Here is a 15,316-nt window from a genome sequence, read left to right on the forward strand (position 1 = left end):
GCTGACGGACGGAAGCGTGACAACGACGAAGCTGGCGTATGGCAGCGTAGGAACGGAACAGCTGACGGACGGAAGCGTGACGACAACGAAGCTAGCGTATGGCAGCGTAGGTGCGGAACAGCTGACGGACGGAAGCGTAACTTCAGCGAAGCTCGCTCTTGGCAGCGTAGGAACGGAACAAATTGTTCCTGGAAGCATTACCGCAGATTTGTTGGCACCTGGATTACTGCTGAGCAATGTAGAGGGTTCAGCTGCAAATCAAGTAGAGCAGATTGCAGATGGCTCAATTACTGGAAGGCATATTCAAGAGCAATCCATTGGTCTTTCAGCACTGCAATTTGCACCTGTAATTACTAACGCAAGCCAAGGCATTGTAAAGCAGCAATTTGGGCTTGCGCCTTACAGCTTTACTGTGCAAGCAGAACAAGTAGAGCTTATCATTCCATTTGATGAGCCGTTCGTGGATAATTATTACGTGCTAACCGTAACGACTGACAACCCGGCTTGCTATGCTGTAGCTCATTCGAAAGCTGCGGATCATGCAGTTATTCTCATCATTCGTACACGCATCAGTCAAGAGCCAGTTGGCCATCTCAACTGGATTGCTATCGGTAAAGGATAAGACGAATTGAAAAGGAGATTGCCTGTAGGTGTAAAACACCAAAGGCAGTCTCTTTTTATACAAAATTATAAGACAACTCTAGCATTTTGTTGTCGCAGCATTTTATACTCATTCCTTGATAAGCAGTACACTTGCCGTTGCAGATATCTCTTCAAAACATACTATATGATGTTGAAGTAAAAAAGATCAAATGACGGATTGGAGAGGTTATCGATGAGACGCAAAAAAAGACCGGTCCGACGTCTCAAAAACAATGTTAGTTTGCGCAATACAGCGAAAAAAAGAGTAGAGAGATATAGGCTGGGTATGAATGAAGGCTATGAGGAAGGATTGAAAGCCGGCATTGAAAGCTATGATTCTTGTTTCGAAGGAACTAGCATAATTATTCCCAGTCATAATGAGGTTGAATCGGTAAAAGCATGTATCGAAGGCATTATGGATCATACCGATTTGCCTTATGAAATCATCGTTATAGATAATGGATCTTCTGATGGTATCGAGCATTATTTAAGACAACTAGATGGCCAAGTGCGGTATCGTATTTTAGCAAAATCGGCAGGCTTCACAGGCGCTGCAAATAAAGGTTTAATGATGGCTAAAGGGACGACTATTTTGCTGCTAAACAATGGGATGCGACCGACTGAAAATTGGCTCGACAATCTATTAATATGCTTGAATAGCCATGCTGGCATCGGAATGGTAGGCCCTGTCTCTATCGGTCTGACTGGCAAACAAAAGATGGAGTTTCATTATGTTGATATGGAAGATATGCATGAACTTGCGAGATTAAATAATGCTAGTGATTCATCGAAATGGCATCAAACAGAGCGGTTAGCAAGCAGATGCCTGCTCTTTCGGCGCGAGCTGCTGGAGAAAGTGGGTTTTCTCGATGAAGGCTGCCAAGAGTCGCCGTTTGAAGCAGAAGATTATGGCTTGCGAGTGAGATTGCAAGGATATTCATTGGTTTACGCGCGCGACGCCTACATTCATGCCGAACGACATGATAAGGAGCTGGCGGAGTATAACGCGAAAGAGTCCGAGGCCCTTAATTCCAAGCATTATTTTATGAACAAATGGAGCGACTTGGATGAGAAGTTTTTGGACCGAGAGGGAACTGACTTTGAACGTCAAGCCAAGCTTCCTGAATGGGAAGCGGGCATTAGACCGAAGCTTGGGGAGTCGGTGTTTTATCCGCAGCAAATGGTCGTAAAAGGTTTTGGAGAAACAATCTATTGGATAGAGGACAGCGTTAGACGGCCAATTCATGGCTTATGGGAGCAGCCAGTTAAACGTGTATCTCAGCTTGACTTGTGTCGTTGGCCGATCGGTGAGCCTATCGAGGTGGATGTAGTCATTTCACGTAAAGGCTCGCTATGTTACGGTGATAACAACGAACTCCAAAATGGCAGCATTTATGCAAGTGAGAACGGAAGCAGCTTCTATCTTGAGAATGGCAAGAAACGTATTATTATGAGTCGCCTTGCTGCCGATGGCTGGGGCTTGCAGCCTGGACATAAAGAGAAGCTTTCCGAAGCAGAGCTTCGTATGATTCCCGATGGCTTGCCCTTGATCGCACCGATTACGCTTCGTCAAGCATTGTAACAAAAGGGAAGTATCCACTGCTGCGGAGCACGCATATGATGTAGGAGCAAGGAGGGAAAGTACGATGCAAGCTACAATTACGGAAATTATGCAGCATATGTCTCACGGCAATGTACAAATGGCACGAATGCTAGAAGCAGAACGGCATGTAACGGTTCGCTTATCCGAGATCGTGCAGGCGCTTCCAGACGAGCATCCGAATTTAGGAGGTTTATCTGGCATTCTGGAAAATACGCAAGCAGTGGGTCAGAATATCGTTGCATATTTGAATAGTATCGCAGATTTTCAAGAAACGATTGCTTCTCAGCTTACCTATGTCATCCGTGAGCTGAAGGAAGCAGACGGGGAAGAATAGAGAGCAAATAAGGAGGTCTAGCTTGCAATGGATCGTGATCAAGCCTATATGCGAATGCTTAGCTCAACAGCTAATATGCAATGGAATATAGCAATTATGCTGGAAGCCAAAGCGGCTGAGGCAGAGAAGATGCGAGGCTGGATATGTAATCATGTGCATACCCACACCTTTAATTCGCACCAAACGCAGCTAGGCCAGTCTATTCAAATGCATGATCAGGTGATTGAGATGATCGATGGAATCGCGAAGCTTGATCAAGGGATCGTGTCTATTATGAAGGCTGTGCTGCAGCAAGAGGAAGAAATGTCAGAGAGCTATGGTGATTCATTGTCTTCACTGGGCAAGGGCTTCACCTTTGGTGACAAAAACTGATGGAGACCTTGGGATCTGAACGTGAGGCAAGAGCGGCTTTTTTAGCCTCGCTTGCTAGAAGCCAAGGCGCGCTTGCCCGTATATTAGAAAGTATCGCTGATGTGTCTGATGCTTCACAAGGAACAGTTAAGCTCCTCCGGGACAATGTAAGATCGCTTACCGAACTACAGGAAACGATTGCTGAATCGGTAACAAGCCTTGCTTGGCATAGACGGGTAAAACGGAAGGGTAATCCAACGAAGCCATGGCTTCAGCCTGAGCTGCCTATTTATGGCGTTCATTGGTCAGGGGGAGAGGGGATTGTTGAACAATAAGAGCAAAACACGGAAAAGTGAAAGTGCACGAAGCCCTCGCAAACGGACAGCAAGAAGAAATACGACAAGCAAAAAAACACTACAACGTAGAAAACAAGTACCGAGGAAACGATTTGCCCATAAGGAAACCGAACGAGCAGGACTTGGGCAAACCTTTAATGATGGCTATAACACAGGTTTTGCAACGGGTTTTGAAGATGGACATCAAGCAGCATACGAGAGTCAACCCTAAATGGCTGTAGAAAAACAGCCCTCTACACCATCGGTTCCAAGCGGAATGTAATCGATGGAGTATTGGGCTGTTTAGCATGTTCTAGAAGGACCAGCGAAGAACGACACCAGCTTGAGTTAATCCGCCTCCAAAGCCGTATAGGAGCAAAAGATGTCCAGGCTTAACGAAGCCGGATTTCACAGCCTCGTCTAGGGCAAGCGGAATGGATGCAGCGGATGTGTTGCCATATTGTTTTATACTCGATAAGGTTTGTTCAAGTGAGAAGCCTGTTCGTTCGCAAAGCGATTCTATAATTCGCATATTAGCGCTATGAGGAATAAACCAATTGATTTCTGCCGGTGTATATCCGCTCTTCTCCAATAGCTGCTGAACACCTTCAGCTACATGACTAACCGCCCAGCGATATACTTCCCGGCCATTTTGCACGATTAAACCGTTCGTTTGTATATCATGCTCACCAATTGCGGATGCTAAACTGCTGCGATAAAGCAGATGACCACGTGCACCATCTGTTTTGGTATATACTGCTTCGATATCGCCATGTCTGTCATGCGAAGCTTCCATAAGAATTGCGCCAGCCCCGTCGCCAAACAAAATACAGGTCGTACGGTCTGTATAGTCCGTAATTTTGGATAACGTTTCTGCGCCAAGCACTAAAATTTTGCGATGCGCTCCAGATAACAACAAGCCATTCGCTAATTGGATGGCAGCGGCAAAACCAGCACAGGCTGCTTGAATATCGGCTGCACCTGCATGGCTGATGTTGAAGTGCGACTGCACCTGAGAAGCTACGCTTGGGAAGACAGCATCTGGCGTAGAAGTAGCCACGATAATGTAGTCAACATCAGTCACACTTACGCCGTAGCGTTCAATCATATTATGAACAGCTTCAAAGCATAGATCGCTGGTGAACTGACTGTCGGAGGCGATATGACGCTCCTTGATGCCGGTTCGCTGCATGATCCATTCATCGCTCGTCTCCACAAGCTTCTCCATATCTGTGTTTGTTAGAATCCGTTCAGGAACGTAAGTGCCTATCGCGGTAATGACGGCATTCGATTGAATGGCAGATGGTTTTATTTTGTCCATACAATGCACACTTCCTCTCAAAATTAGTACCAAGTACTAGTATCTGATACTAATTTACTTCATCCCTTTTGCTTTGTCAATGCAATGAATAGCGAGTCCAGAAAAGGCGAACGCTAAGGAAGGGTCCGGTGCCTAAACAAAACAAGTTGGAGGATGGCTAAATGCGCAAACAAATCGTTGCTTTGTCTGCAGGTGTGCTGCTAAGCACAATGCTGGCAGGCTGCATGGAAAATCACGGTGAGCTTGGAAATAAAGACATCCGCTCGAATAGTATCCGTTATGATGCAAATGGTAATTTATTAAAAAATAAACGATTCGCTGATGACCAAATGAATGAGAAAAATCGAGTAAATGGACGCAGGCTAAACAGCAATAACGTCATCGGCTCGCATAAAAATTATAGAATGCAAATGAATGAAAAAATGGCTAAGGAGATCACAGATTTAGGTGTAGTCAAATCTTCATATGTGATGATAACCGACCATAACGCATACGTCGCTGTTTCATTAGATGAGATTCAGCCTAAGGTTGAATCCAAAATGCTAAGTCGAACAAATAGTGGGTATATGGGGAAAGAGGGCGTGGAGATTAGCCGGCGCATGAGCACCCTGTCTACAGGAAACCATATGCTTACGGCGCAAGTAAAGGAACAAATTGCGAGTAAAGTGAAGCAATTAAATCCGAGCATTGAACATGTATATGTGTCAGCTAATCCTGATTTTGTTGGGCGGATGAATGCGTATATGAATGATGTGAAGCTTGGGCATCCTATACAAGGCTATATTGCAGAATTTAATGCGATGGTCGAACGAATTTTTCCAGCGCAGACTATAGAAAATAAGATGAAGAGCAAAAGCATCAAAGATAGGCGCATGATTTACGACTAAAGGGCAGGTAATCGTAATGAAAATACAGAAACGGCTGGAGGGTTTCAATCTCTGAGCCGTTTTTATTTTGGAATGGCAATGGGTAAAACTATCAGATGATCTTCACCCTATATTTAGACGGATACTAGGGTTTCCTATGAAACAAGGCAATCATAGGATATGAAAGGAGAGGAGATGGTCGTACTGCCATGAATGATAATAGACTAGTTATAGCTAGATTGGGAGAGGCATTATGATTTTTGGTACGGTTATACATGCAGAGCATACAGCTAAAGCGATAATGATGGCCAAATCCATTAAGAAACATATGCCTAATGGCAAGGTTATCATTGGTGTGATGGAGGAAACTATGCCTAATGCCGCTTTTGGCTGTCCTTATTTTGATGAGGTCGTGCTCATGAAAGATACGGATGTATATTCCAATATGAAAAAGTTTTTTTTCCAGTACACTCTTCAAGAAGCACAGCGGGCTTGCAAGGCTTTATTGGTGAACTATATATACAAAAAGTATACGAATGAGATAGCTATCCATTACTTGGATGCGGATACATGGGTCATTTCTCCATTTGAAGAGCTTGCAGAAGGTTTCAATCAGCATCCCATTACTTTGATAGGAAAAGTCATTGATCCTGAGTTTCTGGATTTGGATTGGTTGACGGATGTTAGGAAAAACGGGATCTATGATTCAAGCTTTATGAGCTTTAAACGTCATGCTGTTACGGAAAGCTTCCTGAAATGCTGGCTCAAGCTTAGTGAAAATAATTGTTATTATGATCAAACGACCCATAATTTTATCGATCAAGGATGGCTGGATCAATCGCACACACTCTTTTATGGTGTCTTTTCCTTGCGTGATGCGGGCTATCAGGTCTCTCACAGCAACCTTATGGAGAGATGGGATATATCAAAAACTGCCTCTCATACGTATTCCATTGGTAATAAACCACTGCGCTCCATTCGAATATCCAATAATTTTGAGCTGGCGATCTCATGGATCGAGCATGAGAAGGGGCAGCTATACGGAGAACTAATCGAAGAATATAGAAATGAATGGATAGAAGTAGAACGAAATACAGCGGCGAGCTCAACCTGGAGCTATAGTCACTTCACTAGCGGAGAAGTGATTGCAGATCAAACGAGAGCAAAGTTTCGCATGCATTACTATGACAATTCTGAAGTTGAAAATCCATTTTTGCTATCAAATGGGTACTTTCATTCAGAAGCGTTCAGTACGGATGTGATGGATCAACCGATTCCGTATTACGCAGACGAACCAGATCGGATAAAGCATCGAAACATGATGGTGAAGAAGAGAAGAGCTCGGCGCAAGCTAAGGAAGCCTATCCGCAAAAAACGTCGTCGTTCGTATTGAGATATGCCTCAATTGAAATGAAAAAAATGCACCCGTTAGCCTAGGTGCATTTTTTTTGCATTCTTATTTATTTAATCTTGCACGATGCTTCGTGTAACCAAAGTTTGCTTCAACATATTGAATCGCTCTTCTCACTTGCCTATCGTAAAGTTCGGAGCTTGACATCAACCGATCGATTTCATTCGTTACATTGGAAGGTTCAGCATAAATGGCGGCTTCACCAAAAAGCTCCTTGTAGCTTGGGGGAAGAATAACCGGCACGCCAGCAGCCATCGCCTCAAAAATAACGCGGCCAAACGCTTCGACACAATTGGGATGTGTATAGTAAACAAAGACGTCGAGTCCTGCCAAAAAAGACTTTGGCGAGCGTTTTCCAAATCCAAGCACATGCCAATTTTGAGGCAGCTTTCCTAATATCCGACGCGGTGTTCTAGCACCGCCAAGAATGTGTATTTCATATTTTGATGAAGCGGGATAAATTTTTAGAAGATCCGTTCGATTGGAAGGCCATTTCACATAAGCATCTCTGGAGTGTCTGCCTATTTTGATCACGCCTCTGTGAGAAGGACGGTTTTTCCGTCTCCATTCCCTCGTATTAATGATGTTGACCCAATCTGCAGAAGCCAATTTAATGTTCTTCAAATCACCTGCATGGTGCTTAAAAAGCGTATTTCTCACTTGAGGGCCGATTGGATGCCATGTGCTGGATTTTCCGAAAAATTGTTTGACCCRCTGTTCGCAGCGACTAATGTTATAAACTAACCGGCCGTATCTGCCATAATCCTTTCTTGGGGTTTGATTGACGATGACGTGTATTCTCTTTGCCGATACGTTCGGTTTATATCTTCTTCTCACATGAAGAATTCGCGGATGTCTAATAATTAGAGTTTCACAGGTAGCTCTGGCGGTTGTATTCAGCATTCGAATGCTCCGCCCATCGACCATACGCTTGATTTTGGGGTTAATTGTACTGGTTTTGCTTCTTGGCTGGCCGGACATGTGAATCAGCCCTGTTGTTAAACCTGCTCTTTTTTGAGCTTTCATTTCTTCTACGTTGGATGAGGTTGTTCCACCCGGCAATCTAAAGTCAGACATCATAATGACGTCAAAATGCCTGCTGCGCTTGCGGTATTTTCCAGCCATATCGTTACCCCTCTCGAAGCATTTGCTTGCTGCAGATTATCGATAGCATATGCGGCATTTGAAAGGAAGGTATAAGGCGAATGCAAGGGAAGTGGAAAATTGGGCTGTGATCACGGTGGCTGCATTTTGTATCCAAACTGTCCAAACTATTAATAAGTTGTTTCATATACTATCTAAGCTGATTAAAAATTACTAGAGAGAAGGCGAGAGATTAGAATATGAGCGATTTGCATAATCATAACGCGATTGAAAAGCAGAGAACGGTAGCTATTGTGGGGCTTGGTTATGTGGGTCTGCCACTTGCTCTGCTTTTTGTTCGTAAGGGGTTTAACGTTGTTGGAATTGATTTGGATAGAAGAAAAGTAGAGTCGATTCAATTAGGAAAAAGCTATATAAACGAAATTAAGGATCAGGATATACAAGAAGCGAATTTTTCTGACCGCTTTACCATTTCAAATGAGTTTCATCTAATGGATGCAGCTGAAGCAATCGTTATTTGTGTGCCAACGCCTTTAACTGCGCATGGAACGCCTGATTTGAGCTATTTGACGCAAGCGGCCAAACAAATTAGCAGTAGACTTAAGCGGCAGCAGCTAGTCATATTAGAAAGCTCAACTTACCCGGGCACTACAAGAGAAGTGCTCCTGCCTGTTTTGAATCAAACCGGGCTTAACGCAGGGATAGACTATCATATTGCCTACTCGCCTGAACGGGTAGATCCTGGAAATAAACATTTTGATGTAGAAAGTATTCCAAAGGTAATTAGCGGCGTAACGCCCGGCTGCTTGGAGCGAGTGAAGGAATTATACAATCAAATTTTTATTCGTGTGCATCCCGTTTCCTCCACGGATACAGCGGAGATGACAAAAATATTGGAAAATGCTTATCGACTAATTAACATTTCTTTCATTAATGAAATGGCCTTAATATGCGATGCAATCCATCTGAATGTTTGGGAAATTATCGAGGCAGCCAGTACGAAGCCATTTGGATACAACACGTTTTATCCCGGGCCTGGAATTGGCGGTCACTGTATTCCAGTGGACCCCTCTTATTTAGCATGGAAGCTGAAGCAGCATGGCATTACTTCTGATTTTATTCACATTTCAAATACAATTAATGATGGAATGCCACTATATATTACACAGCAGCTTGAACATTATTTGGCGCCTAAACCGCTCTCGGAAACGAGAATTATGATATATGGAGTAGCCTATAAGCCAGATATATCTGATTACAGGGAATCAGCGGCTATTGGTTTGATTCAAAGTCTGCATCTAAAAGGTGCGGATGTAGTTTACCATGATCCATACGTACCATCGCTGCAAGTAGGCGAGCATAAGCTTGTCAGCTTGGAGCTAAGCGCAGAAACACTTTCAAATACAGATTGCGTTATCATTGCTACCGATCATACTTCTTTGCCGCTGGAACTTGTTTTGGAGCATGCTCCGTTTGTATATGACACCCGAAATGTAGTCAAATGGATTACGGGCAAATCAAGAATCGTCACGCTCGGAGGCGGCGGATCATGAGAATATCACTAGCTGTTTATGACCGAGTAAGGAGGCACGATGCAGCCGGCATGGATAAGGAGCATTTTTCCGGTCAGGGGAGGATGACCTCAGGTGTAACCATAGTTACAGCAACGAATAAGCCCCTCTTTATGCAAAATCTATTCACTAACTTCAAGCGTCAGCAATGGAGGGTGAAGGAGATGATCGTGCTGCTAAATAACGATGGCATGAACATTGAACTTTACAAAAAACAGGCCAGCAGCTTTGGAAATGTATCGATATACAAGCTGCCGGCCAAATGGTCGCTTGGGAAATGCTTAAATTACGGCATTAGCAAAGCCCAATATGAGATTATAGCCAAATTCGACGATGATGATTATTACGCTCCGAATTATTTGACTGAGGCAATGCTGCGACTTGAAAAGACGGAAGCGGATCTGATAGGGAAAAATAAGTTTTATATGTACTTTAAGCATTCTTCAAGGCTGATGCTTGCAACGATGCCTAGTAAAAATAGAGTAGCAGGAGCGACGATGCTGTTCAAAAAAAAGCTGTATCCGGACGTTTCTTTCAAACATCTTCGCAAGGGAACGGATATGAGGTTTCAGAAGGACAGCATCAAAAAAGGCTATAAGCTGGCTTTCACAAGTCCCAGCCATTTTGTAGCAATTAGAAGAGCCAATCAAAAAATGCATACATGGAAGGTTACGAAAAAAACGATTCGATTGCTTCGTGCCAAAAAAATTGCGCAGACGAAGCAATACCGAAGCATAGTCAATCAGAGCAGCAAACAAAAATAAGGATGGCAGCAGCCTATCCTTATTTTTTGCTTTATTGCTTCCGCTTTTTATGGAGCTGGTATGCACGCTGTTGAATTTTCAAGTAGTCATGCTCGATGCTCGTATCGTACCAGCGTTCCTTGTATACATATCCGATCGCTTTGCGTGTCATGCCCATCTGATTTAAAGCATCGGTTAATTGAATCTCTCCGCCTATTCCGGGTTTCGTTGTTTTTAATAATTCCAAAATGCCAGGTTCAAGAATATATCTGCCCATGACCGCGAGCTGGGACGGAGGATCATATGCCGGCTTCTCTACTATGGAAGCGACCTCGTAAATTCGGCGCTGAACTTGAACAGCAGACGCCACGCCGTATTGGGACAACAGCTTGGGGTCAACCGATTGCAGTCCAATGACATTGGTTCTGTGCTTCTCGTAGTTTCGAATTAAGGGTAAGAGCAAAGAGTTTTGATACAGGTTTATTTGATCCGGCAGCAGAACAGCAAAGGGCTCGTTTGCAGCAAATGATTGTCCAAGCGAAACGGCATGACCAAGACCGAGTGCTTCATATTGACGAATATATTGAATATTGACTTTGGCGGGAGCAATGATAGGCAGCATGCTTTCTTTGTGAATCGTACGCAAATGAGCCTCCAGCTCCATCGAACGGTCAAAATAGTTCATAATTTCTGTCTTATTGCGAGATAGTATAATTAAAATGTCGGTAATTCCTGCATCGACTGCTTCTTTAACTACATAGTCGATTGCTGGTCGGTTTCCAATGGGAAACAATTCTTTGGGTATAGCCTTGGTTATGGGTAAATTGCGAATTCCATAGCCTGCGGCAGGAATGATCGCTTTTCGAATCAATTGCATCACCTCTAGTTTTGAATGTCTCTCTAAATCTAGTTTATTAATAAAATATAGATTTGAAGCTTGTCTTTCTTAAAAAAGGCAGCCGTACAAKCCCCTTTATCGTTATGATTTTTGATCAACAACGTCCAAATCTTAGCGCATGTGGTTATCCATCCACTCTTAAATCTTTTAAATTCATATACTTATAAGGGAGTTTCAGTAGAGCGAGGGGAGGTGGACTGCTGGATGAAAGGCGTTATACTGGCTGGCGGGTCAGGCACGAGACTTTATCCGCTAACGAAATTTATGAACAAGCATCTATTGCCAGTCGGAAAGCATCCTATGATATATTATGCGATTAAAAAGCTGGCGGATGCAGGGATTAAAGATATTTTGCTCGTTATAGGAAAACAATCAGCAGGCTTGTATGTTGATTTTTTGGGGAGCGGCCACGAATGGGGCGTCAATCTCGTTTTTAGAGTGCAAGATCAGTTTGGCGGTGTTGCTGAGGCATTAGCTTTGGCAGCTGGGTTCGTATCTGCGGATGAAAAATTTGTCGTTCTGCTAGGAGACAATTTGTTCGAGGATTCATTATCTGAATATATGGTTTCTTTTGAAGCATCATCGGAAGAGGCAAAGGTATTACTTAAGAGAGTAGCTGATCCAGAAAGATTTGGCGTTCCGAGAATGGAAGGCGGGCGAATTGTATCCATTGAGGAGAAGCCTTCGAATCCCGGCTCTAATTATTGTGTAACGGGTATTTATATGTACAACGCTGATGTTTTTAATGTAATAAAGACATTGCGTCCTTCGGGGAGAGGGGAGCTTGAAATTACCGATGTAAACAACTTTTATGCGGCGAGGGGGGCACTCAAGCACAGCATTTTGAAAGGGTGGTGGCATGACGCGGGTACGTTCACTTCGCTGCAGGAAGCGGGATTGCGTCTAGCGGATGAGAAAACACAATAGTAGGCTAGCTAGACTGCGACATTACCTGTGTCCCAGTCTATTTTTTTACAACGATTAGGAGAGAAGAAACTTCATGGTAACAGACGCCGTGGCGGTAAAAAGGTTCAAACATATTATGAGATAGGGTTGAATGCATAGAGTCACCAAGTATACCGCCATTACAGATATAAGGGAAGGAAAAAAGATTATGAAATTCAAAAATCTTAAGGTCCGACCTAAGATGATGCTGAAGCCAAAAAGGAGAATTGGTAGAAAAAGCCACTTGGTCAAAAATGGAAGGAAAGATTGGCGGGCAGGATCGATAAGAAGCCAGTCAGAAGGCTACAAAGCTGGATGGAAAGACGGCTATCGTGACGGCCGCTGGATTGCTGTAGTAGGCGGCGTCTGTAAGCCGAAAATTGCATACGTCATCCCAGGATGCTCCATTTCCGGTGGCGTAGCGGTTATTCTTCAGCATGCCAACCGCTTGAAGCAGCGCGGTTATGATGTCGTATTAGTTTCCATGGATGGAAATACGCAGGTTAGCTGGCATCCTGTTGAGGTGCCCATCGTCACAGAATCCCGCGCTCCTGCGGATCGTGATATTGTGATTGCGACCTTTTGGGCTACACTCGGCGCTGCAAGAAGAATAGAAGCAAAGAAACGCTTTTATTTCATTCAATCGGATGAATCCAGATTTTATTCGCCATCGTCGGAGCAATCGAAGCTGGCCTATCAAACGTACAAAACGAATGATTTTACGTTTCTGACGATGGCAGGCTGGCTGCAGCGCTGGCTGCAGCGTACGTTTAATAAGCAAGCGATCTATATCCCTAACGGACTCGATACCTCACTTATGTATGAGGCAGAGCCGCTTGCACCAAAAAGCAGCAAGGTTAGAGTATTGCTGGAGGGCCCTATTAACGTTCCTTACAAAGGAATGAGCGATGCTTTTGCGGCAGTGCGGGATTTGAACTGTGAGGTTTGGTGTGTCAGCTCGTCGGGGCGTCCCGCTGCATCTTGGCGCTGTGACCGCTTCTTTGAGAGTGTATCCTATGAAACGATGAAGCATATTTACTCTAGCTGTGATATTTTGCTCAAAATGAGCAGGGTTGAAAGTTTCCTCTATCCTCCACTTGAGATGATGGCTTGCGGAGGAGTTCCAGTCGTTGCTGATGTAACGGGGACGGATGAATATCTGGTCAATCATTATAATAGTTTGGTCATTCCAAATGACATTAGAGCAGCAGCGAATGCAGTACAAAGTTTGATAGCAGACAAGTCTCTGCGCGAACACCTAAGAGCTGGCGGGAGCGAGACGGTAAAGAAGTGGGAATGGGATCGAAGCATAGATTTGTTGGAGCAGGCACTAATTAGAAATGTATAAAGAGTACTCGTTACAGAAAGAGGTGAGATACTTCTGAAGCAGAAACGGAAAATAAACATTTCAGCAGCAAACGAGTGGGATGCAGGACGCGAATCTGGCTGGAAGCATGGTTACCATGTGGGTACCTGTGAGGCTATAATTCAGAAAATACCGCGGCCTGCAAGCGTGCTTCGATCTCTGCGAGTATTATATGTTCGCGCGGGATTAAGAGGCCCTTTTCCAGATATGGATCAGGCGGTTACGGATGCTCTCAGAGGTATGGTCAGCGAGCTGATCATCGCATCTCCATCGGATAATCTTATTGATCTGGCAAGCAGGAGAAGACCGGATTTAGTGCTCGTACTGCATGGCACTCAGGTGCCAGTCAACCAAATCAAAGGCATTCGTTCGATCGGCGTTAAAACAGCGATATGGCTCGTCGATGAGCCCTACGTAACCGATGTTACAACGGTCATTGCCCCGCAGTATGAATGGCTATTTACCCATGAGTTGGCTGCTATTCCAATCTATCGGCAGCTCGGCTGTCAGGTTCATTATTTGCCGCTGGCAGTTAACCCAGCCGTGTATAAGCCCAAATATGTACCCGCTCATTATCAAAGCGATATTTGCTTTATTGGGAATGCCTTTCATAACAGAGTCAGATTAATAGATCGAATTGCTCCTGCACTAGCACAGCGCGATACAAGAATTATCGGTTTGTTCTGGAAAAGGCTTAAGCGTTACAAAAGCCTAAGCAAGGGCATTCGCATTTCATGGATCAGCTCAGAAGAAGCAGCGAGCTATTACAATGGCGCCAAGATTGTCATCAATATTCATCGTTCCCATGACGACAAGGTGCATAACAAAAATAGCCGCAACCTTCCCGGCCTGTCGATCAACCCTCGTACGTATGAAATTGCGGCTGCCGGAGCTTTTCAGCTTACAGATGTTCGTCAGGACTTAAGCGATTTTTATGTACCTGGAATGGAGCTTGAAACGTACTCTTCACCAAAAGAGCTGGCTGATAAAATTGCATATTACCTGCATGACGAGCAAAAGAGGAATCAAATCGCATTAAGAGGATTTATAAAAACGCTGGAGCAGCATACCTACGAGAAGCGGCTCAGCCAGCTGCTTCAAATCGTCTTTCCATCATGATAGCTAAACAAGATCGTGGGAGGTGAACCCAGATGCGCAAGCGATATTCGCGCAGGCGTATAAAAGCAGTCCGTAAAATAAAGCGAACCAACTTTCAAGCGAGCTATGCAGCTGGTTATCGGGATGGCAGGGCGAGTGGAGCAGCAAGCTATCAGCAGCCTTTTGAAGGCACAAGCATTATTATTCCAACCTATAACCAGTTGAACTATTTACGAAATTGCATAGAGAGCATTCATAAATATACGCCGCAGTCTTACGAAATCATCATTATTGATAATGGCTCAACGGATGGAACGGCTGCCTATTTAAAGTCGCAGGCAGGGCGATTGCGCTATAAAATTTTTCAAGAGAACTTAGGTTTTTCCGGTGGCGTCAATCAAGGCCTGATGATGGCAAAAGGTACGTCGATTCTCATTCTTAACAATGATACGATCGTGACGAAAAACTGGCTGTCGAATTTATTGTCGTGCTTGAACAGCAACCCATCGATTGGTCTTGTTGGTCCGGTAACCAATTATTTGTCGAATGATCAAAAGATTGATGTCAGCTACAAAAACATGAAAGAAATGCAGCAGTTTGCCCAAAATTACAATCATATTAACCCGGTACGATGGAGAAAAACGAATGCCATAATGGGCTTTTGCTTGCTTTTATCCAGAGAGGTGCTTCAGCGAGTCGGGTATATGGATGAGGGATATGTCATTGGG

17 protein-coding genes are annotated in these 15,316 nt (G+C 44.1%); 14 read left to right on the plus strand and 3 right to left on the minus strand.

The window, feature by feature from the left end:
- The 6 genes from AC1DSE_RS16340 to AC1DSE_RS16365 all read left to right on the plus strand — a co-directional run.
- Window positions 1-622, plus strand: a 622-nt coding sequence (locus tag AC1DSE_RS16340) for a WIAG-tail domain (protein ID WP_477527901.1), incomplete at its 5' end; no start/stop codon positions are given.
- 213 nt (window positions 623-835) lie between these two features.
- Window positions 836-2,224 carry a glycosyltransferase family 2 protein gene (locus AC1DSE_RS16345; protein WP_477527902.1) on the plus strand — a complete coding sequence of 463 codons (1,389 nt, stop codon included), beginning with the start codon at window positions 836-838 and terminating at the stop codon, window positions 2,222-2,224.
- Window positions 2,225-2,288: 64 nt separating this feature from the next.
- On the plus strand, window positions 2,289-2,579 hold the full coding sequence (locus AC1DSE_RS16350; RefSeq protein ID WP_477510598.1) for a nucleoside-diphosphate sugar epimerase: 291 nt from the start codon (window positions 2,289-2,291) through the stop codon (window positions 2,577-2,579).
- A gap of 27 nt (window positions 2,580-2,606) precedes the next feature.
- On the plus strand, window positions 2,607-2,951 hold the full coding sequence (locus tag AC1DSE_RS16355) for an alpha-helical endospore appendage domain-containing protein (protein WP_477510599.1): 345 nt from the start codon (window positions 2,607-2,609) through the stop codon (window positions 2,949-2,951).
- A complete protein-coding gene (locus AC1DSE_RS16360) occupies window positions 2,951-3,265 on the plus strand; it encodes a hypothetical protein (RefSeq protein WP_477510600.1) in 315 nt (104 codons plus the stop codon). Before AC1DSE_RS16355 ends, AC1DSE_RS16360 begins: the two co-directional genes overlap by 1 nt.
- Window positions 3,252-3,497 (plus strand): hypothetical protein, encoded by a 246-nt coding sequence (locus AC1DSE_RS16365; RefSeq protein WP_441886803.1) that lies wholly within the window; start codon window positions 3,252-3,254, stop codon window positions 3,495-3,497. The genes AC1DSE_RS16360 and AC1DSE_RS16365 overlap by 14 nt, the downstream gene beginning before the upstream one ends.
- An 81-nt stretch (window positions 3,498-3,578) precedes the next feature.
- Here the strand turns inward: AC1DSE_RS16365 and AC1DSE_RS16370 are convergent, their stop codons facing one another.
- A complete protein-coding gene (locus AC1DSE_RS16370) occupies window positions 3,579-4,586 on the minus strand; it encodes a beta-ketoacyl-ACP synthase 3 (RefSeq protein ID WP_477510601.1) in 1,008 nt (335 codons plus the stop codon).
- A 161-nt stretch (window positions 4,587-4,747) separates the two neighbouring features.
- Here AC1DSE_RS16370 and AC1DSE_RS16375 point away from each other — a divergent pair, with 161 nt between their 5' ends.
- Together AC1DSE_RS16375 and AC1DSE_RS16380 are read left to right on the plus strand one after the other, a co-directional pair.
- Window positions 4,748-5,473 (plus strand): YhcN/YlaJ family sporulation lipoprotein, encoded by a 726-nt coding sequence (locus AC1DSE_RS16375; RefSeq protein ID WP_477510602.1) that lies wholly within the window; start codon window positions 4,748-4,750, stop codon window positions 5,471-5,473.
- A gap of 232 nt (window positions 5,474-5,705) precedes the next feature.
- Window positions 5,706-6,845: a hypothetical protein gene (locus AC1DSE_RS16380; protein ID WP_477510603.1), complete on the plus strand. Its 1,140-nt coding sequence runs from the start codon at window positions 5,706-5,708 to the stop codon at window positions 6,843-6,845.
- A 63-nt stretch (window positions 6,846-6,908) separates the two neighbouring features.
- On the opposite strand, the gene AC1DSE_RS16385 is transcribed toward AC1DSE_RS16380, so the two are convergent.
- Window positions 6,909-7,988, minus strand: coding sequence for a glycosyltransferase (locus AC1DSE_RS16385; protein WP_477527903.1), 1,080 nt, complete (start codon window positions 7,986-7,988; stop codon window positions 6,909-6,911).
- 218 nt (window positions 7,989-8,206) lie between these two features.
- On the opposite strand from AC1DSE_RS16385, the gene AC1DSE_RS16390 reads away from it, so the two are divergent.
- Together AC1DSE_RS16390 and AC1DSE_RS16395 are read left to right on the plus strand one after the other, a co-directional pair.
- Window positions 8,207-9,520 carry a nucleotide sugar dehydrogenase gene (locus AC1DSE_RS16390; RefSeq protein ID WP_477527904.1) on the plus strand — a complete coding sequence of 438 codons (1,314 nt, stop codon included), beginning with the start codon at window positions 8,207-8,209 and terminating at the stop codon, window positions 9,518-9,520.
- Window positions 9,517-10,302: a glycosyltransferase family 2 protein gene (locus AC1DSE_RS16395; protein WP_477510606.1), complete on the plus strand. Its 786-nt coding sequence runs from the start codon at window positions 9,517-9,519 to the stop codon at window positions 10,300-10,302. The genes AC1DSE_RS16390 and AC1DSE_RS16395 overlap by 4 nt, the downstream gene beginning before the upstream one ends.
- A gap of 31 nt (window positions 10,303-10,333) precedes the next feature.
- Here AC1DSE_RS16395 and AC1DSE_RS16400 read toward each other — a convergent pair whose 3' ends face one another.
- Window positions 10,334-11,152 (minus strand): UTP--glucose-1-phosphate uridylyltransferase, encoded by an 819-nt coding sequence (locus AC1DSE_RS16400; protein WP_477510607.1) that lies wholly within the window; start codon window positions 11,150-11,152, stop codon window positions 10,334-10,336.
- Between the two features lie 231 nt (window positions 11,153-11,383).
- On the opposite strand from AC1DSE_RS16400, the gene AC1DSE_RS16405 reads away from it, so the two are divergent.
- The 4 genes from AC1DSE_RS16405 to AC1DSE_RS16420 form a co-directional block, all read left to right on the plus strand.
- Complete coding sequence (locus AC1DSE_RS16405) at window positions 11,384-12,106, plus strand: sugar phosphate nucleotidyltransferase (RefSeq protein WP_441886782.1); 723 nt, start codon at window positions 11,384-11,386, stop codon at window positions 12,104-12,106.
- A 187-nt stretch (window positions 12,107-12,293) separates the two neighbouring features.
- Window positions 12,294-13,472, plus strand: a complete 1,179-nt coding sequence (locus tag AC1DSE_RS16410) for a glycosyltransferase family 4 protein (RefSeq protein ID WP_477510608.1) — start codon at window positions 12,294-12,296, stop codon at window positions 13,470-13,472.
- 225 nt (window positions 13,473-13,697) lie between these two features.
- The gene (locus tag AC1DSE_RS16415; protein WP_477510609.1) at window positions 13,698-14,609 is read left to right on the plus strand and encodes a CgeB family protein; all 912 of its coding nucleotides are present in this window, start codon (window positions 13,698-13,700) and stop codon (window positions 14,607-14,609) included.
- 32 nt (window positions 14,610-14,641) lie between these two features.
- Window positions 14,642-15,316, plus strand: a 675-nt coding sequence (locus AC1DSE_RS16420) for a glycosyltransferase family 2 protein (RefSeq protein WP_477527905.1), incomplete at its 3' end; no start/stop codon positions are given.

It is taken from the genome of Paenibacillus sp. 01L418 (assembly GCF_056400045.1).